The 21,150-nt window shown below is 65.9% G+C and carries 15 protein-coding genes; 12 read left to right on the forward strand and 3 right to left on the reverse strand.

From position 1 onward, the window contains the following. Window positions 1-77 precede the first annotated feature (77 nt). From dapB to recJ, 7 genes are all read left to right on the forward strand, one after another. Complete coding sequence (dapB, locus tag EO139_RS08145; RefSeq protein WP_126943070.1) at window positions 78-794, forward strand: 4-hydroxy-tetrahydrodipicolinate reductase; 717 nt, start codon at window positions 78-80, stop codon at window positions 792-794. A 239-nt stretch (window positions 795-1,033) separates the two neighbouring features. Beyond that, window positions 1,034-2,167, forward strand: coding sequence for a glutamine-hydrolyzing carbamoyl-phosphate synthase small subunit (gene carA / locus EO139_RS08150; protein WP_104585273.1), 1,134 nt, complete (start codon window positions 1,034-1,036; stop codon window positions 2,165-2,167). A gap of 11 nt (window positions 2,168-2,178) precedes the next feature. After that, complete coding sequence (locus EO139_RS08155; RefSeq protein ID WP_232087973.1) at window positions 2,179-2,520, forward strand: hypothetical protein; 342 nt, start codon at window positions 2,179-2,181, stop codon at window positions 2,518-2,520. A 114-nt stretch (window positions 2,521-2,634) separates the two neighbouring features. Then, window positions 2,635-5,877: a carbamoyl-phosphate synthase large subunit gene (gene carB, locus EO139_RS08160; protein ID WP_126943067.1), complete on the forward strand. Its 3,243-nt coding sequence runs from the start codon at window positions 2,635-2,637 to the stop codon at window positions 5,875-5,877. Between the two features lie 8 nt (window positions 5,878-5,885). Beyond that, window positions 5,886-6,350 (forward strand): transcription elongation factor GreA, encoded by a 465-nt coding sequence (gene greA / locus EO139_RS08165; RefSeq protein WP_016903166.1) that lies wholly within the window; start codon window positions 5,886-5,888, stop codon window positions 6,348-6,350. Between the two features lie 30 nt (window positions 6,351-6,380). Continuing rightward, entirely contained in the window at window positions 6,381-7,301 is a 921-nt protein-coding gene (locus tag EO139_RS08170; RefSeq protein WP_126970176.1) for a phosphoglycerate mutase, read from the forward strand. Continuing rightward, the gene (gene recJ, locus EO139_RS08175; protein WP_126970178.1) at window positions 7,298-9,037 is read left to right on the forward strand and encodes a single-stranded-DNA-specific exonuclease RecJ; all 1,740 of its coding nucleotides are present in this window, start codon (window positions 7,298-7,300) and stop codon (window positions 9,035-9,037) included. Before EO139_RS08170 ends, recJ begins: the two co-directional genes overlap by 4 nt. A gap of 815 nt (window positions 9,038-9,852) precedes the next feature. On the opposite strand, the gene EO139_RS08180 is transcribed toward recJ, so the two are convergent. Together EO139_RS08180 and EO139_RS08185 are read right to left on the reverse strand one after the other, a co-directional pair. After that, window positions 9,853-10,890 carry a DUF1176 domain-containing protein gene (locus tag EO139_RS08180; protein WP_126943058.1) on the reverse strand — a complete coding sequence of 346 codons (1,038 nt, stop codon included), beginning with the start codon at window positions 10,888-10,890 and terminating at the stop codon, window positions 9,853-9,855. A 100-nt stretch (window positions 10,891-10,990) separates the two neighbouring features. Next, entirely contained in the window at window positions 10,991-12,205 is a 1,215-nt protein-coding gene (locus EO139_RS08185) for an acyltransferase family protein (RefSeq protein ID WP_126970180.1), read from the reverse strand. 152 nt (window positions 12,206-12,357) lie between these two features. Here EO139_RS08185 and EO139_RS08190 point away from each other — a divergent pair, with 152 nt between their 5' ends. From EO139_RS08190 to EO139_RS08210, 5 genes are all read left to right on the forward strand, one after another. Continuing rightward, the gene (locus EO139_RS08190) at window positions 12,358-13,278 is read left to right on the forward strand and encodes a LytTR family DNA-binding domain-containing protein (protein ID WP_104585245.1); all 921 of its coding nucleotides are present in this window, start codon (window positions 12,358-12,360) and stop codon (window positions 13,276-13,278) included. A 234-nt stretch (window positions 13,279-13,512) separates the two neighbouring features. Continuing rightward, a protein-coding gene (gene prfB / locus EO139_RS08195; RefSeq protein WP_104648650.1) for a peptide chain release factor 2 occupies window positions 13,513-14,638 on the forward strand; the annotation gives its coding sequence in 2 pieces (ribosomal slippage) (window positions 13,513-13,587 and window positions 13,589-14,638; 1,125 coding nt in all). A gap of 185 nt (window positions 14,639-14,823) precedes the next feature. Then, window positions 14,824-16,341 (forward strand): lysine--tRNA ligase, encoded by a 1,518-nt coding sequence (gene lysS, locus EO139_RS08200; RefSeq protein ID WP_126970182.1) that lies wholly within the window; start codon window positions 14,824-14,826, stop codon window positions 16,339-16,341. 140 nt (window positions 16,342-16,481) lie between these two features. Continuing rightward, window positions 16,482-17,618 carry a two-component system response regulator gene (locus tag EO139_RS08205; protein WP_026064477.1) on the forward strand — a complete coding sequence of 379 codons (1,137 nt, stop codon included), beginning with the start codon at window positions 16,482-16,484 and terminating at the stop codon, window positions 17,616-17,618. A gap of 4 nt (window positions 17,619-17,622) precedes the next feature. Next, entirely contained in the window at window positions 17,623-19,800 is a 2,178-nt protein-coding gene (locus EO139_RS08210; RefSeq protein ID WP_126942711.1) for an ATP-binding protein, read from the forward strand. 53 nt (window positions 19,801-19,853) lie between these two features. On the opposite strand, the gene EO139_RS08215 is transcribed toward EO139_RS08210, so the two are convergent. Beyond that, window positions 19,854-20,723 carry a crotonase/enoyl-CoA hydratase family protein gene (locus tag EO139_RS08215; RefSeq protein ID WP_016903176.1) on the reverse strand — a complete coding sequence of 290 codons (870 nt, stop codon included), beginning with the start codon at window positions 20,721-20,723 and terminating at the stop codon, window positions 19,854-19,856. Window positions 20,724-21,150 lie beyond the last annotated feature (427 nt).

The following is a 21,150-nucleotide window of genomic DNA, read 5'->3' on the forward strand; positions in this document are numbered from 1 at the left end:
ATCCCAGCTTTTACGATTCCCGATTCCCGATTCCCAGCTATCTTGTACAACCCCATCGCCCAGCTAGGCCTGCCGCCATGACACCGTCTCCTGTGAAAGTTCTGATCCACGGCGCCTCCGGGCGGATGGGCAAGGCATTGCTGCGTCTGGCGGCCGAAGACGAGGCCTTGCACGTCGTCGGTGCGGTGGTGGGGCGCTCGCCTTCGCAGCGCGTGGTGGACGGCGTGCCGTATTTCGCCGCCAGCGAGCTCGGCGGTGCGCCGAGCTTCGACGTGGCGATCGACTTCAGCCTGCCGCAGGGCTTCGCGCCGATCCTGGCGTTGTGCGTGCAGCGCGGCAAACCGCTGGTGTCCGGCACCACCGGTCTGGATGAGGCGCAGCGCGCCGCCTTGCTGGAGGCCGCGCAGCAGATTCCACTGGTGTGGGCGTCCAACTTCAGCCTGGGCGTTGCGGTGCTCACCGAACTGGTGGAGCGTGCCGCCGGCAGCCTGCCGGGCTGGGATTGCGACATCGTCGAAGCCCACCACGTGCACAAGCAGGATGCACCCTCCGGGACCGCGCTGACGCTGGGGGAGGCGGCCACCGGCAGTGGCGCGCAGCCGCGCTTTGCCAGCCTGCGCGCCGGCGACATCGTCGGCGAGCACACGGTGCAGTTCACCGGGCTGGGCGAGCGCGTGGAACTGGTGCACCGCGCCACCAACCGCGACATCTTCGCGCGTGGTGCCCTGCATGCGGCCAAGCGGCTGCTCGGCAAGCCGCCCGGCAGCTATCGCGTGCGCGATCTGGTGCTGTAAGCGGTGCGTCGCCGCGCATGAATGGCAAATGATCGCAGTGGCGCATTCATCCCGCCATTGCGATGCCGGCACGGCAGCCGGTGTTCTTCAGGCTGGCATGCCGGGGCACTTGCCTTTACAATTCTCGCTTGCCCGAACCAGCGTCGGACCGGTCCCCAGCACCGCGTCCGCGCTTTGCTGCAACCGGAATTTGGCCGGAAGCGCATCGGAGTCCCAGGCAGCCAGAGCGAGACCCCCACGTGACCCAACCCGCAATCCTTGTCCTCGAAGACGGCACCGTGTTCGAGGGCGAATCCGTAGGCGCCAACGGGCTTTCCGTCGGCGAAGTGGTGTTCAACACCGCCATGACCGGTTACCAGGAAGTCCTGACCGATCCCTCCTACGCCCGCCAGATGGTCACGCTGACCTATCCGCATATCGGCAATACCGGCTTTACCGATCAGGATGACGAGGCCAGCAAGATCTGGGCCGCCGGCCTGATCGTGCGCGACGTGCCGCGTCGCCCCAGCAGCTGGCGCAGCGAAGTCGCACTGCCGGAGTGGCTGCAGGCCCGCGGTGTGGTGGCCATTTCCGGCATCGATACCCGCAAGCTGACCCGCCTGCTGCGGCAGAAGGGCGCCCAGAACGGCGCGCTGATGGCCGGCGAGATCGATGTCGACAAGGCGCTGGAAGCCGCGCGCAGCTTCCCCGGCCTGAAGGGCATGGACCTGGCCAAGGTGGTTTCCACCGAGACCAGCTACGGCTGGCAGGAAGGCTCGCTGGATCTGAACTCCGACACGTTCGTGCGCACCGAGCTGAAGCACAAGGTCGTGGCCTATGACTACGGCGTCAAGCTCAACATCCTGCGCATGCTGGCCGACCGTGGTTGCGACGTCACCGTGGTGCCGGCACGCACGCCGGTGGCCGAGGTGCTGGCGATGCAGCCCGATGGCGTGTTCCTGTCCAATGGCCCGGGCGACCCGGAGCCCTGCGATTACGCGATCGCCGCGATCAAGGAACTGGTCGCGCAGAAGGTGCCGACCTTCGGCATCTGCCTGGGCCATCAGCTGCTGGCGCTGGCCGCCGGCGCCAGCACGGTCAAGATGACCACCGGCCATCACGGCGCCAACCATCCGGTGCAGGATCTGGACGGCGGGCGGGTGATGATCACCTCGCAGAACCATGGCTTTGCGGTGGATGAAAGCACGCTGCCGGCCAATGTGCGGGTGACCCATCGTTCGCTGTTCGATGGCACCAACCAGGGCATCGCGCTGACCGACGCGCCGGCGTTCTCGTTCCAGGGCCACCCGGAAGCCTCGCCGGGGCCGCGCGATGTGGGGCCGCTGTTCGACCGGTTTGTGGAGCTGATGGCCAAGGATGCCAAGCGCGCATGAGCGCTCGGTTGATGGGTGTGCTGATCCTGCTGGTGGGCGCCGCCGTGGCCTATTGGGGCGTCTGGATGCCGCTGCAGCAGGCGCAGGCGGGCGTGGCGTCGATCACGCTGCCCGGAGGCATCAAACTGGCCTTGCTGGTGCCGATGTGTGTCGTCTTCGGCATCGGCTATGTGGTTGGAGGAGGATCCTTTCACCAGCGCATGCAGAACACCGACCCGGACAAGGTGCGTCGCTGGGGCAAGACCTCCGGGACCGGCTGGCTGTTGCTCCTGGTCAGCTTCGCCGCCGCGTTCGCGCTGCATCAGTGGATGCAGAACACCCTGCGCGCCCTGGGCTATGGATACGCCGGATGACCCCGGCTTTCGGCTCCGTGGAGTCGATGCAACATCATGCCGCGTCGCGATGCGATCGCCGCGGCCACTCTTCCGCACCTGCGGCTCGCCGCATGTTCCTAATCGAGTAAAGAAATGCCAAAGCGCACCGACCTAAAAACCATCCTGATCATCGGCGCCGGCCCGATCGTCATCGGCCAGGCCTGCGAGTTCGATTACTCCGGCGCGCAGGCGTGCAAGGCGCTGCGCGACGAGGGGTATCGCGTGGTGCTGGTCAACAGCAATCCGGCCACGATCATGACCGACCCGGACATGGCCGATGCGGTGTACATCGAGCCGATCAACTGGCAGACGGTCGAGAAGATCATCGCCAAGGAAAAGCCTGATGCCCTGCTGCCGACCATGGGCGGGCAGACCGCGCTGAATTGCGCGCTGGATCTGGCCGACCACGGCGTGCTGGAGAAGTACAACGTCGAGCTGATCGGCGCCAAGCGCGAAGCCATCCGCATGGCCGAAGACCGCGAGCTGTTCCGCGTGGCGATGGGCGAGATCGGCCTGGATTGCCCCCGGGCCGAAGTGGCGCATACGCTGGAAGAGGCGCTGGATATCCAGACCCGCGTCGGCTACCCGACCATCATCCGCCCCAGCTTCACCCTGGGTGGCAGCGGCGGCGGCATCGCCTACAACCGCGAAGAGCTGATCGAGATCGTCGGCCGTGGCCTGGAACTGTCGCCGACCACCGAAGTGCTGGTGGAAGAGTCGGTGCTGGGCTGGAAGGAGTTCGAGATGGAAGTGGTCCGCGACACCGCGGACAACTGCATCATCGTCTGCGCGATCGAGAACCTCGACCCGATGGGCGTGCATACCGGCGACTCGATCACCGTGGCACCGGCGCAGACGCTCACCGACAAGGAATACCAGCGCCTGCGCGATGCCTCGATCGCGGTGCTGCGCAAGATCGGTGTGGATACCGGCGGTTCCAACGTGCAGTTCGGCATCAGCCCGACCACCGGCCGCGTGGTGGTGATCGAGATGAATCCGCGCGTGTCGCGTTCCTCGGCGCTGGCGTCCAAGGCCACCGGCTTTCCGATCGCCAAGGTCGCCGCCAAGCTGGCGGTGGGCTATACGCTGGACGAATTGAAGAACGAGATCACCGGTGGCCTGACCCCGGCCTCGTTCGAGCCATCGATCGACTACGTGGTCACCAAGATCCCGCGCTTTGCGTTCGAGAAATTCCCGCAGGCCGATGCGCGCCTGACCACCCAGATGAAGTCGGTGGGCGAGGTGATGGCGATGGGCCGCACCTTCCAGGAATCGCTGCAGAAGGCGCTGCGTGGGCTGGAAACCGGCAAGATCGGGCTGGATCCGACCGGGCTGGACCTGAGCAGCGAAGACGATATCGCCGCGCTCAAGCGCGAGCTCAAGGCGCCGGGTCCGGAGCGCCTGTTCTATGTCGCCGATGCCTTCCGCGCCGGCATGAGCGTGGCCGATGTCTACGCGCTGTCGTTCATCGACCCCTGGTTCCTGGATCAGATCGAGGAACTGATCAGCCACGAGCAGCAGCTGGCCGATGACGGCATGCAGGCACTGGATGCGGCGCGTCTGCGCACGCTCAAGCGCGCCGGTTTCTCCGATGCGCGCCTGGCCGAGCTGACCGGCACCAACGAAGAATCGGTGCGCACGCTGCGTCGCGCGCTCAAGGTCCGCCCGGTCTACAAGCGCGTGGATTCGTGCGCTGCCGAATTCGCCACCAGCACCGCGTACCTGTATTCGACCTACGAGGACGAGTGCGAGGCGCTGCCGACCGATCGCGACAAGATCATGATCCTCGGCGGTGGCCCCAACCGCATCGGCCAGGGCATCGAGTTCGATTACTGCTGCGTGCACGCGGCGCTGGCGCTGCGCGATGACGGCTTTGAAACCATCATGGTCAACTGCAACCCGGAGACCGTGTCCACCGACTATGACACCTCCGACCGTCTGTACTTCGAGCCGCTGACGCTGGAAGACGTGCTGGAAATCGTCGAGCTGGAAAAACCCAAGGGCGTGATCGTGCAGTACGGCGGCCAGACCCCGCTGAAGCTGGCGCGCGCGCTGGAAGCCAATGGCGTGCCGGTGATCGGCACCTCGCCCGATTCGATCGACCTGGCCGAAGACCGCGAGCGTTTCCAGCAACTGGTCGACAAGCTGGGCCTGAAGCAGCCGCCCAACCGCATTGCCCGTAATGCCGAGGAAGCCCTGGTGCTGGCACGCGAGATCGGCTACCCGCTGGTGGTGCGCCCGAGCTACGTGCTCGGCGGCCGCGCGATGGAAATCGTCTACGGCGAATCCGATCTGGCGCGCTATGTACGCGATGCGGTCAAGGTCTCCAACGATTCGCCGGTGCTGCTGGACCGCTTCCTCGACAACGCGGTGGAAGTGGACGTGGACATCATCGCCGACAAGGACGGCAACGTGCTGATCGGCGGCTTGATGGAACACATCGAGGAAGCCGGGGTGCATTCGGGCGATTCGTCCTGCTCGCTGCCGCCGTATTCGCTCTCGCCCAAGACCCAGGCCGAGCTGCGTCGCCAGGTGGTGATGCTGGCCGAAGGCCTGAACGTGGTCGGCCTGATGAACACCCAGTTCGCGGTGCAGGTCGATGAGGCCGGCGACGACGTGGTGTTCCTGCTGGAAGTGAACCCGCGTGCCTCGCGCACCGTGCCGTTCGTGTCCAAGGCGATCGGCATGCCGCTGGCCAAGATCGCCGCGCGCTGCATGGCCGGCAAGACGCTGGCCGAGCAGGGCGCCACCAAGGAAATCGTGCCGGGCTATTACTCGGTGAAGGAGGCGATCTTCCCGTTCGCCAAGTTCCAGGGCGTGGACCCGATCCTCGGGCCGGAGATGCGCTCCACCGGCGAGGTGATGGGTGTGGGCCGCAGCTTCAGCGCCGCGTTTGCGCGCGCGCAGGAGGCTGGCGGCATCAAGGCACCGCCGGTGGGCAAGGCGTTCGTGTCGGTGCGCGACCCGGACAAGCAGCGCGTGCTGCCGGTGGCGCAGGCCCTGGTGGAGCGCGGCTATACGCTGGTCGCCACGCGCGGTACCGGCGCCTGGCTGCAGCAGAACGGGCTGAACTGCGAGATCGTCAACAAGGTCGCCGAAGGGCGCCCGCATATCGTCGATTCGATCAAGAACGGCGAGATCGTGTATATCGTCAACACCACCGAAGGCCGCGCCGCCATCTCCGATTCGTTCTCGATCCGGCGTGAAGCGTTGCAGCATCGCGTGACCTATTCGACCACCGTTGCCGGCGCCAAGGCGCTGGTGCATTCGCTGGAATTCCGCGGCACCGGCCCTGTCTGGTCGCTGCAGGAACTGCACAAGGAACTGGAAGCATGAGAGCACCCATGACGGCAAAGGGCGCGCAGCGCCTGCGCGAAGAGCTGGACCAGCTGAAGTCGGTCAAGCGTCCGGCGGTGATCAATGCGATCGCCGAAGCACGTGCGCACGGCGATCTGAAGGAAAATGCCGAATATCACGCCGCACGCGAGCAGCAGAGCTTCATCGAAGGCCGCATCAAGCAGCTGGAAGGCGAGCTCTCGCATGCCGAGATCATCGACATCACCAAGCTGTCGGCCGGCAACAAGATCGTGTTCGGCGCCACGGTGACGCTGGCCGACACCGAGACCGACGAAGAGAAGCGCTACCAGATCGTTGGTGATCTGGAAGCGGACATCAAGCTGGGCATGATCGCGATCTCCTCGCCGTTGGCACGCGCGTTGATCGGCAAGCTGGAAGGCGATTCGGTCACCATCGATGCCCCGGCCGGCCAGCGCGAGTACGAAGTGGTCAGCGTTGCCTATCTGGACTGACGGGCCGGGATCGAGCGACGCCACCGACCGATGACCACCGCAACGCTGCTGCTGCCGGAAAGACGCCGCCTGCCCGGTGCGTTGGGCGACACGCCGGTGGCGCGTGCGCTGGCGCGCGCCGACCAGCAAAGCGTCGAGCCCGGCGAGGTGGCGCAGCTGCAGCGCCACTTCACGCTGACGCCTGCGCAGTGGCCGGTGGCCGCATTGACCCGCCAGCTCGATGCCGGCGATGCGGCCGGTGCGACCTGGGTGCGTGCCGATCCGGCCTACGTGGTACCGGACATGCAGGGCGCCCGCTTGATGGGCTACGGCGAGGCGCTCGGCCCTACCGCCGAGGACCTGGCGGTGTTGTTGCCGATCCTCAAACCGATGTTCGGCGATGCCGGCTTCCTGCTGGATGCGCCCACGCCTGCGCGCTGGTATCTGCGGCTGTCGCCGGATGCCAGGCTGCCCGACTTCGCGCCGCCGGATCTGGCGATCGGCGATGACCTGTTCGAGCATCTGCCGGCTGGCGAGATCGGCCGACGCTGGCGTGCCTTGCTGACCGAAGCGCAGGTACTGCTGCATCAGCATCCCTGGAACGAGGGCCGCGTGGCCAGCGGCAAGCCGGCGATCAATTCGCTGTGGTTCTGGGGCGGCGGCGTGCTGCCGCAGGCGGTGAGCTCGCCGCACCGTCAGGTGCGCAGCCGCGAATCGCTGCTGCGTGCGCTGGCGCTGGCGGCTGGCGCCGATGCGCAGGGCGAACAACGCGTGGACGCATTGGTGGACCTGCGGCACCTGCGCTCGCTGCAGCAGTTCAGCGACGACGCGGTGGCGCCGTTGCTGGCGGCAATGGCGCGTGGCGAACTGGATCGGCTGGTGCTGGATTTCCAGGATGGCGACACCGTGTCGCTGACGCATGCGCAACGCTGGCGTTTCTGGCGCAAGCCGCGGGCACAGCTGGCGCAATGACCTCCACCCCGCGGATCGTCCGGCGCCCACCCGGGCAGGCCGGCAGTTGGCCCGATGCCATGTTGCCGCTGCTGCGCCGCATCTATGCTGCGCGCGGCGTGACCGATACGCAGGGCGCGCAGCCGCGTCTGGGGCAGTTGCTGTCGCCGCAGTTGCTGCACAACAGCGACGTCGCGGCCGAGCTGCTGGCCGATGCGATCGCACAGCAGCGTCGCATCCTGGTGGTGGGCGATTTCGACTGCGATGGCGCCACCGCCTGTGCGGTCGGCGTGCGTGGCTTGCGCATGCTCGGCGCGCTGGATGTCCACCACGCCGTGCCCAATCGCATGGTGCATGGCTATGGTCTGTCGCCTGCGCTGGTGGACGAGTTGGCTGCATTGCAGCCGGATCTGCTGGTCACCGTCGATCACGGCATCGCCTGCCACGCCGGCGTGGCCGCGGCCAAGGCGCGTGGCTGGACGGTGCTGGTCACCGATCATCACCTGCCTGGCGAGGTGTTGCCGCCGGCCGATGCGATCGTCGATCCGAACCTGGCCAACGACCGCTTCCCGAGCAAATCCCTGGCCGGGGTCGGGGTGATCTTCTACGTACTGATGGCCTTGCGCGGCGTGCTGCGCGCGCGCGGCGCCTTTGCCGAACGCGCCGAGCCGGATCTGTCGGTATTGCTGGACCTGGTGGCGGTCGGCACGGTCGCCGATCTGGTGCCACTGGACACCAACAACCGTGCGCTGGTGTCGGCCGGCCTGCGCCGCCTGCGCGAGGGCAAGGGGTGCATCGGCCTGCGCGCCCTGATCGAGGCCAGCGGCCGCGACGTGGCGCGCCTGAGCGCCAGCGATATCGGCTTTGCATTGGGGCCACGTCTCAACGCCGCCGGCCGGCTGGAAGACATGGCGCTGGGCATCGAACTGCTGCTCAGCGAAGACTGGAGCCGGGCGCGCGAGATCGCCGGCACCCTGGAGGAGATCAACGCCGAGCGTCGCGCGGTGCAGCAGTTGATGACCGACGATGCCGAGCAGGCGGTCACCAAGGTGGTGCTGGATGCCGATGGCGAATTGCCGATCGCCGCGTGCCTGTTCGACGCCGACTGGCACCCCGGTGTCATCGGCCTGGTCGCCTCCAAGCTCAAGGACCGGCTGCATCGCCCGGTGATTGCATTGGCGCCGGCCGAGCCGGGCAGCAGCCAGCTGCGTGGCTCGGCGCGTTCGATTCCCGGCCTGCATATCCGCGATGTGCTGGCTGCGGTGGACGCGCGCCACCCAGGCCTGATCCAGAAGTTCGGCGGGCATGCGATGGCGGCCGGATTGAGCCTGGAGCAGGCCGCGCTGGCGACCTTCGAGCAGGCATTCCAGCGCCAGGTGCAGACGATGGTGGACGCCTCGTTGCTGCATGCCGAATTGCACAGCGACGGCGAACTGGCCGCGCACGAGCTCGATCACCTGCATGCCGAGGCACTGCGCGTGGCCGGGCCGTGGGGGCAGGGCTTTCCCGAGCCGCTGTTCGATGGCCGGTTCGAAGTGCTGCAATGGCGCCTGCTCAAGGAGCGCCATCTCAAGCTCACGCTGCGCTGTGCCGGCCGCGTCGAACCGCTCAACGCCATCCACTTCAATGGCTGGCGCGGCAGCGAGCCGGCACGCATGGTGCGGCTGGCGTACCGCCTGGTCAGCGACGACTATCGCGGCGGCACCGCGGTGCAGTTGATCGTCGAACATTGCGAGCCGGCGACAGTCACTGGCTGAGCTGCGGGCTCAGCGTTCTCTCTATCTCTTGTAGGCTGCAGCTGGCGTCATCTGGATGATCCAGGCCGCGTTGGTCGAGGGCGCGTGGTGTCCTCGCCGCTCGCCGGATGCGCCGTGAATCCGTCCGTGGAGGGAGCTGAGCGTCGGGGTCTCAGGCGCGCGGCTGCCAGTCGCTGGCTTCGGTAAGGGGCGGCAGCGCGGCCGGGGATCGGCTCCTGGGTTCGGTCAGACATCCTGTCTGACTCGCCGCCGCGGGACATCCTGAGTGCCGCTCTCCGCCAATCCCCGGCCACGCTGCCGCCTCGGCATGTCGTTTCCGCGACCTGGTCAAGGCAGGCCGCTTCACCATCTTGTTTTCAAGCTTCGCGATGACGACGCTGCAGGTGTTTTCTTGAAGGCCCTGTGTTGTTCGGCGTGTGCCGGGAAGCCGATCGGACGCGCCGTGATCCAAGCCACACGCGTCGTGCTCCGCCTGCAACACATACACCGACTATCTGGAGAGGTCCTTGCCCGCCCACCGTCGCGGGACCTTGAGCGGCATGGATGCCGCGCCGGAGCCTACATGGAAGAGCCTGCAGGGACGTACTTGCGGCGTGTCCTGCGATGGTGGGCGGGGCAAGGGCCCTGCAGCCAGGCAGCAGCTCAGCCGCTCTGCACGTGCTCTGCACTGAGCTTCGCACCACAGGCGGCATTTATGCGGGAGTACATGCTCTAAGAGCCGCATGCCTGACGGCTGGTTTGCAGTTCGAAGCGTCCTGCAAGACCGTGCAAGCGCACACTGACGCTCGCACTCGCTCGCACTGTCCTCGCCTCGATCAGGGCGCCTTCTTGACCTCGGTCACCAAGGTCGGCAATTCCCACGCGCCGCCAGCGGCGACCAATCTGCACAGGCCGGAGGTGGATTCGGAGGTCGGCACAAAACGGCGGCCGTCCCAGGTCCAGCTGGCCTCGCTGTAGCAATCGCCCAGGCCGCGGCCCTTCTGCGATTCAAGGATGGTGGAACCGTCGATATCGCTGGCGTGCGTGGTCACCAAGGTCGGCGCGAACGGCGCGCGTGCATTGATCACCCAGAAACCGGTGCCGACGTTGTAGGCGCCCATCCAGCAGTCGGTCGACACCAGCAGTTTGTCGCTGCTGAGCCGGGTGATCGACAGCGGCTCGGCCGTATCGTCGGCCTGCAGTCCCTTGCATTCCTCATCGGCCGGCAAGCTGGCACGCAGTGCTTGATAGAGCGCAGGCAGCGTGCCCAGGCGGGCATCGGCCGCTTGCGGGGCTGCGAGTTTGACCGCGCGCACCTGTGGTGCCGGCACGGCCGGCAGCACCGTGGCCTCGTCGCGATCGCCCTTGCGCACCAGTGCGCCGCGCGTGCCTAGCCGGCCCTGGAACTCGTCCATCTTCAGCAACACCGCCGCCGCCCCGCGATCGGACAGCTGCCAGCGGCGGCCATCGTTGCCCACTGCCACGATCTTGCTGCTGCGGGTCAGTGCGGCCAGCAGTGCGGTCACCTGCGCGCTGGTCAGCGGCGCGGTGCCGCTGTCGCGATTCAATGCCAGCTTGCCCAGGTCGCGCTGGTCGATGCGCAAGCTGAGCGAGGCCGGCATCTTGACCTCGTCGTACTGGCCCAGCATCAACTCGGCGGTGACCGCTTGTCCGGCACCGGCCTTGCGCGTCAGCAGCACCGACACCGGCGTGCTGCCGTCGTCATCCGGCTGATAGCCGGCAGCGCGGCAGGTGCGGGTGTTGTCGCAGGCGATGGTCCAGTCCTGGTGGTCGAAGGCGATGCCGACCGGCGCATCGGCAAGGGCGGCGACAGGCGCGAGCAACAAGGTGGCGGCAAGCAGGGTAGGGCGCATGGTGTCTTCGAAAGAGCGTGTCCGGCGCGCATCTTGCGTTGCTGCCGACGGGCAGTCCAGTGCGTGGCAGGCGAAACAGCGCCACCCCTGCGCCTGGTGTTCATGAGGTCATCGGCATGACGTCGGCCTTCCTCGCCGAACGCGGCGTGCGTGCGCGCAATCCGAACAAGGGACGCAACCAGCGCACCCGGCGGATCGCAAACTCGTGCAACGCCAAGCAGCCGATCACGGTGGCGGCGATCACCAGCGTCGGCTCCAGCCAGGCATTCAGATGCAGGGGCATCAGACAGTACAGCGTCACGATGATCAGGCTCTGGTGCAGGATGTACCACGGGAACACCGCCTCCGTGCAGTACGGCAGCCAGCGGAACGGGCGGTTCAATCGGTGCCTGGCCCAGCCAAGAATCGTCAGCAGCGCCAGCCAGGTGTAGGCGGCACGTGCGCTGTGCTCGATCACCGCCCACGGCAGCGTGGCCAGCGCTGCACCCGGTTGCGTAGTCTGCCCATGGATGCTGGCATAGCGGATGGCCAGTTCGGTGCCGATTGCCGTAAGCGCGGTGCCTAGCGTGAGCCAGCGCAGCTGCACGGCCCACTGCCAGAAGCGCTCGCTGCGCGCCAGCAGGTATCCCAGGACGAACAACGGGAACGACTCGGCGTGCACGAACCAGTCGCCAAACAGCGCGTGGGTGGGCGGATGGCGCGGCATCACCCACAGCACGCAAAACGCCTCCCACAGGATCGGCAACAGCAGCAGTGCCGGCACCGCCAGCGCAGCGGGCAGGCCCGGTAACGCACTCAGCCGCAGCGGGCGTGTCAGCGACACCAGCGCCATCAATGCGACGGTATAGGGCAGCAGATAGGCCAGATACCACAGGTGGTTCCAGGTGATGCCATGCTGCCAGCCATCGAAACTGCCGGCCGGCCACGGCCGCACCTGCCAGTAGCGCAACAGGAAGTTGCCCAAGCCCGGGCTGACCTTGCCGTTGCTCACGCCCTGGCAATAGGCCTGCACCGCGACCACCACGAACATGCCGAACAACAACGGTGGCAGCAATCGCCCGCAGCGCCGCAAGGCAAAGCGCCAGGGCGTGGCCTGCGGCCGCGACAGCCCGATGGCGATGCCGGAGATCATGAACAGCAAGGGCATCCGCCAGCGGTTGAGCACGATCATCGGCCATTGCAGCCACTGCGCGGTGTGCACGCTCTTGAGGTGGAACTCCCAGTCGGCCACGTAGGCCATGCCCGCGTGGTACAGGATCAGCAGTGCGAAGGCGAAGACGCGCAAGGCGTCGATATCGTGGCGGCGCTCGGTCATGGTCGTGTCGGTAGGAGACGTGCCCGCATCCTCGGCAACGCCGGCCCCAGGCAGCTGCGCCAAGGGTGGCAATGTCGTCCCAGAGTGACCAGTTGCGGTCCTGCAGGGACGAACCGGGGGCGGCAAGCGGGCGGTTTGCATAGAATGCGCGGATGAATTCACCTGTGTCCGGGGCGATCGAACGCGAGACCGACAGCGCTGCCAATGCGGGCAGGCGCTGGGTAGCGTTGATCTGGCTGCTGGTTTTCTATGGCAGCGCGCTGGGCAACACCGCCAGCACATGGCTGGCGGCACGGCGCGACGGTCAGCCGCTGCTGCTGTGGCAGGTGCTGACCTGGGAGTTGAGCAGCGCGACCGTCTCACTGCTGCTCTTGCCGCCGCTGATCTGGCTCTGCACGCGTTGGCCATTGCATGCCGATGTCTGGCGGCGGCGCGTTCCTGTCTATATTGCGGCTGCACTTGCCTGGTGGCTGCTGCACGTGAGCGGCATGGTGCTGCTGCGCAAGCTGGTCTATCTGGCGGTCGGTGCGCACTACGATTTCGGCGCCTTGCGGTTGCAGTGGATGTACGAACTGTCCAAGGATCTGCGCACCTTTGCTCTGCTGGTGGCGCTACGCCACACGCTGGCATGGTATGGCCGGCGTCGGCAGGGCGAGGCGCATCTGCTGGCCGCGCCGGACGAAGGCCCGCCGGTCGAGCCACTGGACCGTCCGGAACGCTTTCTGGTGCGCAAGCTGGGGCGCGACTTCCTGGTCGCCACCGCCGACATCGAGTGGATCCAGGCGTCGGGCAACTACGTCAACCTGCATGTACGCGGCCACGATTACCCGCTGCGCAGCACGATGGCCGCGATCGAGGCCAGGCTCGACCCGGCCGTGTTCGTGCGTATCCATCGCAGCTATCTGGTGAAGCTGGCACGCGTGCAGGCGATCGAGCCGCTGGAATCCGGCGACGCCCGCGTACACCTGGCCGACGCCGCCGTGCTGCCGTGCAGCCGCCGTTACCTGGCTGCATTACGGGCGTTGGCGGGGCAGGCGCCCACACCGCAGCGTGTCGAGGCCGCGCCGGGCTGACCGTTCCAGGCGGTCAGCCTTGCGACCGGAGCGAGCGCCAGCCTCGTAGTGGCAGATGAGCCCAGAGGCTCGTCATCTGGACCGCCTGCTGGCTGCCTTGCTCCGGTCTGAGCTTGCAGTGGTCGCCATGACGTCCATGGCCGGCACGAACCTGCGGCCCGTCACGATCGCCACCGCGTTCCGCCGCCGCCGCCCGCTTGCTAAACTACCGGGCTTGTTTGCCGGAAATCCGTCATGATCGAAACCAATCCGATCCGCCAGCGCATCACCGATCTCAACGATCGCGTGCTCTCGCTCAGGGGGTATCTTTGACTACGACGTCAAGAAAGAACGTCTAGAAGAAGTCAGCCGGGAGCTCGAGAGCCCCGACGTGTGGAACGACGCCGAGCGCGCGCAGGCCCTGGGGCGCGAGCGCTCGATGCTGGAAAAGACCGTGATCGGCATCGCCGATGTGCTGGCCGGCCTGGCCGATGCCGCCGATCTGCTGGAACTGGCCGAGAGCGAGCAGGACGAAGACACCGCGGTGGCGGTGATCGCCGATCTGGACAAGTACCAGACCCATGTCGAAAAGCTGGAATTCCAGCGCATGTTCTCCGGGCAGATGGACGGGGCCAATGCCTTCGTCGACATCCAGGCCGGCGCCGGCGGCACCGAGGCGCAGGACTGGGCCGAAATCCTGCTGCGCATGTACCTGCGCTGGGCCGAGTCGCGCGGCTGGAAGACCGAGCTGATGGAAGTGTCCGGCGGCGAAGTGGCGGGCATCAAGTCCGCCACGATCCGCATCGAGGGCGAGTACGCCTATGGCTGGCTGAAGACCGAGATCGGCGTGCATCGGCTGGTGCGCAAGTCGCCGTTCGATTCGGACAACCGCCGGCATACCAGCTTCACCTCGGTGTTCGTGTCGCCGGAAGTGGACGACAACATCGAGATCGACATCAATCCGGCCGATCTGCGTACCGACGTGTACCGCTCCTCCGGTGCCGGTGGCCAGCACGTCAACAAGACCGAATCGGCAGTGCGTATCACGCACATCCCGACCAACACCGTGGTCGCCTGCCAGACCGGCCGCAGCCAGCACCAGAACCGCGACAACGCGATGAAGATGCTGGCCGCCAAGCTGTACGAGCTGGAAGTGCAGAAGCGCAACGTCGAACGCGACGCGCTGGAAGCCACGAAGTCCGACATCGGCTGGGGCAGCCAGATCCGCAACTACGTGCTCGACCAGAGCCGCATCAAGGATCTGCGTACCGGCATCGAACGTAGCGATACGCAGAAAGTGCTGGACGGCGATCTGGACGAATTCGTCGAGGCCAGCCTCAAGGCCGGCCTGGCGGCAGGCTCAAAACGCCTGGATGCCTGATCGCGCGGCGAGGCCGCCGCGCCCGCTGCCACATCGGCGGCGCGGTTGCAATGCGGCACATCGCCACGCAGTCCCGTTGCGCCGCGCAGTTGTCACCGAGACACCGTAAAACGCAGGAACCGGCCCGCCCGGTTCCGCATTCTCCACCGGGCATGCGCCCGACCTATCGCAGACCGATTCCCGCCATGACCGAGCAGACCCCCGCGCCGCAGATCCCCGCCGACGAGAACAGCCTCATCGCCGAGCGTCGCGCGAAACTGGGCGCGTTGCGCGGCCAGGGCATCGCCTATCCCAACGATTTCGTGCGCGAGCACTTCGCCGGCGACCTGCAGGCCGAATTCGCCGACGCCGACACCTGGACTTCCGAAGCGCTGGAAGCAACCGGGCGCACGGTCCGGATGGCCGGCCGCCTGATGGCCAAGCGGGTGATGGGCAAGGCCAGCTTTGCGCAGATCCAGGACGAGTCCGGGCGCGTGCAGCTGTTCCTGCAGGGCAATGTGCTCGGCGATGCCTACACCGCGTTCAAGGGCTGGGATGTCGGCGACATCGTGGCGGTGGAGGGCGGGCTGACCCGCACCAAGACCGGCGAGCTGTCGGTCAAGGCCAGCGCGCTGCGCCTGCTGACCAAGTCGCTGCGTCCGTTGCCGGACAAGTGGCATGGCCTGTCGGACGTGGAGCAGCGCTATCGCCAGCGCTACGTCGACCTGATCGTCACCCCGGAGGCGCGCGAGGTCTTCATCAAGCGCTCCAGGATCATCCGCGCGATCCGCGCCTGGCTGGACGCGCGCCGCTTCCTGGAAGTGGAAACGCCGATGATGCATTACATCCCCGGTGGCGCCACCGCCAAGCCGTTCACCACCCACCACAACGCGCTGGACCTGGACCTGTACCTGCGCGTGGCGCCGGAGCTGTACCTCAAGCGGCTGGTGGTCGGTGGCCTGGAGCGCGTTTACGAGATCAACCGCAACTTCCGCAACGAGGGCGTGTCGACCCGGCACAACCCCGAGTTCACCATGCTCGAGCTCTACGAGGCCTATGCCACGTACCACCAGATCATGGACCTGACCGAACAGGTGATCCGCGACACCGCGCAGTCGGTGCTGGGCACCACCCAGGTGAACTGGGACGGCGCCGCCATCGATCTGGCGCCGGCTTTCCGGCGCTGGCGCATGGATGAGGCCGTTCGTCACCACAATCCTCAGATCAGCGCGGCCGATTGCACCGATCGCGACGCGCTGCTGGGCCATTGCGCGCGGTTGAAGATCAAGGTCAAGCCGTCCTACGGCTGGGGCAAGTTGCTGCTGGAAATCTTCGAGGCCACCGTGGAACACACGCTGGTGCAGCCGACCTTCATCACCGACCACCCGGTCGAGGTGTCGCCGCTGGCGCGCTCCAGCGACACCGAGCCGGGGTATACCGACCGCTTCGAGCTGTTCATCAACGGCAAGGAGCTGGCCAACGGCTTCTCCGAGCTCAATGACCCGGAAGACCAGGCCGCGCGCTTCCAGGCGCAGGTGCAGGCCAAGGACGGTGGCGACGACGAAGCGATGCATTACGACGCCGACTACATCCGTGCGTTGGAGTACGGCATGGCGCCGACCGGCGGCCTGGGTATCGGCATCGATCGCCTGGTGATGCTGCTGACCGGCAGCACCTCGATCCGCGATGTGCTGCTGTTCCCATATATGCGCCCGGAAGCCTGATCTTTTTTGTGCCGTCGGCGTGCCGACGGCACAGATACTGCATATGCTAGAGCGGAGCCCCGAATGGCGTATCGTCGGGGGAGTCGGCCCGGCGGCCGGCGTCATCGCTTTTCCGTTCTCAGGAAAGAGGAGCAACGGCTATGCAGGATGTTTTGGGTAATCTTGCCGGCGTGTCGTCGGCGGATACATCGGGAAGCTGGTCGGAAAAGGCGGATCTGGGATTGAACATCGTCATTGTCGATGACCAGATGTCTGCGCGGACGATGCTGCGCCACGTCATCGAGGACATCGCACCGGAATTGAAGGTCTACGATTTCGGTGATCCGCTCGACGCGTTGGCGTGGTGCGAGGCCGGACGGGTGGATCTGTTGCTGCTCGACTATCGCATGCCGGGCATGGATGGCCTGGAGTTCGCCCGGCGTCTGCGCCGGCTGCCCAGCCATCGCGATATCCCGATCATCCTGATCACCATCGTCGGCGACGAGCCGATCCGCCAGGCCGCGCTGGAGGCGGGCGTGATCGACTTCCTGGTCAAGCCGATCCGTCCGCGCGAACTGCGCGCACGCTGCGCCAATTTGCTGCAGCTGCGTCAGCAGAGCGAAAGCGTCAAGCAACGCGCGCTGTCGCTGGAGCAGCGTCTGCTGGCCAGCATGAACGAGGTCGAAGAGCGCGAACGCGAGACGTTGTCGCGGCTGGCGCGCGCCATCGAGTACCGCGACTCGGGCACCAGCGCCTTCCTGGAGCGCATGTCGCACGTGGCCGGCCTGATCGCCGAGCAGCTCGGGTTGTCCGAGGAAGAAGTGCGCATCATCGAGATGGCCGCGCCGCTGCACGACATGGGCAAGATCGCCATTCCCGACGCGGTGTTGCTCAAGCCGGGCAAGCTCACCGACGACGAGATGAGCATCATGAAGCGGCATCCGCGCATCGGCTACGAGCTGCTCAGCGGCAGCCAGAACCGTTTCATCCAGGTCGGCGCCTTGATCGCGTTGCGTCACCACGAGCGTTACGACGGCACCGGTTACCCGGATGGGCTGGTTGGCGAAGCGATCCCGCTGGAAGCGCGCATCGTGGCGGTGGCCGACGTCTTCGACGCGCTGCTGTCGCCGCGCCCGTACAAGGAGGCATGGACCATGGACGCCGCGCTGGCCTATCTGTATGCACAACGCGGTCGCCTGTTCGACCCGCGCTGCGTGGATGCGCTGCTGCGCGGTCGCGCGCAGCTGGACCAGATATGCGGCGAATTCTCGACCGCATCGGCACGACCCGGGGTGTGAGGCAATGAATCCGTTCGGAAGGATCCGGCAGCGGTTGATGCATCGACCCGACAGCGAACATGGTCAGGCGATCGTCCGCATCGTGCTGATCAGCCTGATCCTGGCGTATGTCCTGCTGCCGGGTGTCCGGCACAGCCTGCCGCCGCACCAGCACACCGGCGTTCTGGTCATTGTGCTGACGGGCCTGAGTCTCGGACTTGCGTTGTTCGGGTGGCTGCTCTGGCGGCCCGGGCGCTCGGATGCGCGTCGCATCCTGGGCATGTTGGCTGATTACGGCTTGATGGCGGCCGGCATGATCCAGATGGGCGAGCCGCTAGCCTGGGTCTATGTCGTGGTGATGTGGGTCACCGTCGGCAACGGCCTGCGCTACGGCAACCGCTATCTGTACCTTGCGGTGGGAATGGCGGTGGTGAGCTTTTCCACGACGCTGTGGATGACCGACTACTGGCAACGCAACCAGCGGCTCGGTATCGGGCTTGCCGTTGGTCTGGCCGCCGTTCCGTTGTATTTCTCCAGTCTTCTGCGGCAGTTGACCCGCGCCACCGCCGAGGCGCGCCGTGCCAGTGAGGCCAAGAGCCGCTTCCTGGCCAACATGAGTCACGAGTTTCGGACACCGCTCAATGGCCTGTCCGGCATGACCGAGGTATTGGCAACGACGCGTCTGGATAGCGAGCAGCGCGAATGCCTGAAGACCATTCAGGCATCGACACGCAGCCTGCTGGCGCTGGTAGAGGAGGTGCTGGACATCTCGGCCATCGAAGCCGGCAAGCTGCGGATCAACACGTCCGACTTTGCATTGCAGGACATCCTGCAGGCAATCGGTCTGATCCTGGAGCCACAGGCCAGGGCCAAGGGGCTGCATTACCAGACAGCCGTGGCTGCAGACGTGCCTTCGCGTGTGCACGGGGACGCGGGACATCTGCGGCAAATCCTGCTCAACCTGGTCGGCAACGCGGTCAAGTTCACCGACCACGGCAGTGTCCAGTTGAAGGTGGCGGCCACCGAGGCCAGCGGCCGTGGCGGTTTGCTGCTCCGTTTTGAGGTGCTCGATACCGGCATCGGTGTGCCGGTCGATATGCGTCCGCGTTTGTTCGAGGCGTTCGAACAGGCAGATACCGGACTGGCGCGCCGGTTCGAAGGCAGCGGCCTGGGAACCACGATCGCCAGGGGGCTGGTCCAGTCGATGGGGGGCGCGATCGGGTTCGAGGAAAATCCCGCGGGCGGCAGCTTGTTCTGGTTTGAACTGCCGTTTGGCCTGGCGGCCGCCAAGCCCGTAGCGACGCCATCGCCTGTGCTGCATGAGGCGGAGTCCACGATACCGGGCAACGTGATTGCGTTTGCCGATCCGTTTCTACGTCACCGTGCCCGCGTGCGCAGCATGCATATCCTGGTGGCGGACGATCATCTGGCAAATCGCCTGGTTCTGCAGCGGTTGCTGCAGAAAGCAGGCCATCGTGTGACCTGCGTTGACGGCGGCGAGGCCGTACTGGACGCATTGGCCGAGGCAGACTTCGACGCGGCCATCGTCGACTTGCACATGCCCGGTGTCAGCGGTCTGGACATGTTGAAGCAGCTCAGGGTGATGCAGGCGGGCGGTATGCCGGGCACCCCGGTCGTGGTGTTGAGCGCCGATGTCACGCCCGAGTCGATTCGCAGCTGCGAGCAGGCGGGCGCCTATGCCTTCCTGGCCAAGCCGGTGGCGGCGATCAAGTTGCTGGATACGCTGGCCGACATCGCCGTCAACCAGAAACTGCGTCAGGCCGATCCTGCCACCGCTACCCGCAGCCCGGCGCCGAGTGGCGCCGTCCTCGACCCTGCCGTGCTCGACGAGCTGGCGGAACTGGGGATGGGGAATGAGTTCGAACGCGAGTTCATTCAACAATGTCTCAGCGATGCTGCGGCTTGCGTTGTCCAGCTCGGCAAGGCGGCGGCGGACCAGGACTGGGCACGTCTGCGCGAGCATGCTCATGCGGTCAAGGGCGTTTCCAGCAATCTCGGGCTGGTGGCGCTGGCCGAACAGGGAGGTGAGTTGATGCGCCTGCCCGAAGCGCAGCTGCGCGCAGAATGGAGCCAGAGGCTGGAGCAGCTGAAGACGGGGTTGACACTCGGGCGCGAGGCGCTTGCTCAACGCGCACAGAACAAGTCCGACGGCGGAGTCAGCGGGAATGGCGACCGCGGCTAAGTGAAGCCCGGCGATAGGCCGGGCCTGATTCCCCCAGTACTGGATCCACCAAATCAGGCGGCACTTGCGCCAGCGCGGCGATTCTGTGCCTTGACCAAACGGTCCATCGTGCGCAGTGATTTCTCGCTCAGTGCCAGGGCAGTGTCGACCCAGACCTCGGTAATGCGCAGCAATTCGTCGTAAGGCACCGCCTGCGCGAGGTTGCGTGCGGCGTTCATTGCCAGATAGGCATGGGAGATGCGCTTTTGCTGGCGAATCAGCGTTTCGGTGGCAACGACTCCCTGGCCCTTCGGTACGAGTACGTCCACGATTCCCATCGCATGCATTTCCTCGCTGCTGTAGATGCGTCCGTCGAGAATGATTTTTTCTGCCAGTTGGGGCGACACGCGACGGCACAGGAACGAATACGCGCCCATGCCCGGAAACAGACCGAACAAGACCTCGGGCAGTCCCATCCCGATGCCTTCTTCGGCCACGATGGTGTGGCAGGCCAGGGCCATCTCCAATCCACCTCCCAATGCATCGCCTTGCAGCAGCGCAATGCTGCGCACGTCCCCGCCAAAGCCGACATGCAGGTGATGGACGCCTTCCACGCAGCGGGTGGCATAGCGCATCAACTGCTCGCGGTTTTGGTCGCGGATCAGGCGTGCAAACAGGTCCAGATCGCCGCCGAGATTGAAGGCGGTGGAGTCGGATGCAAGCACGAAGTGGCGTAGTTCACCACTGCGACGCTCGTGCGGGGCGCGGGTGATGGATCCCATGACATCCCATATGTCGTCCAGCAATTCGGGACTGCAGCAGGGACGGATGCCAAAACGCGCATTGGCATGCATGAACAACCAGTGGGTGCCATCAGCGGCCGACGCATCGACCCGAATGGTGGAGTGGGGGCGGCCGATCGAAATCTTTTCAACGGTATTCATGGGCGTGATCCTGGAAAAGCCCGCGATGGGAGAGTGGACGCCGGCGGGCGCGCGCGATCCACTCCGAATCGATGCTACACCGGCACTATCTCCATGAACGCTGAGGGCTTCCTTTCTACCCGGTGAGCCCTGTGTGCTGAATCTTTCAGCGAATGTCTGCAAACAAATGCAGTTTATTGTGGATTACCCAGTGCTGAAATTATCTGTCTGGTCATTGGCCTGTGGTTTCCTGCAGGACTCCCCTGGCCGGTGTTATCAACCGCAAAGTGCGTGCCTGCATTTGCGGGTGTCAAAAATGCGGATATAACCAGGTGCAAACCGGCCATCATTCCGGCATGCCCGTGGTCGCATACCACTCGTCTGAGACGCGTGAACCGTCCGAAGCGTGCAAAAGCAGACGCCCGCAAGGCCTGGAGGCAGTGCGGGC

It is taken from the genome of Xanthomonas sp. BRIP62411, from assembly GCF_003993525.1.
Classification (GTDB): Bacteria; Pseudomonadota; Gammaproteobacteria; order Xanthomonadales; family Xanthomonadaceae; genus Xanthomonas; species Xanthomonas euroxanthea.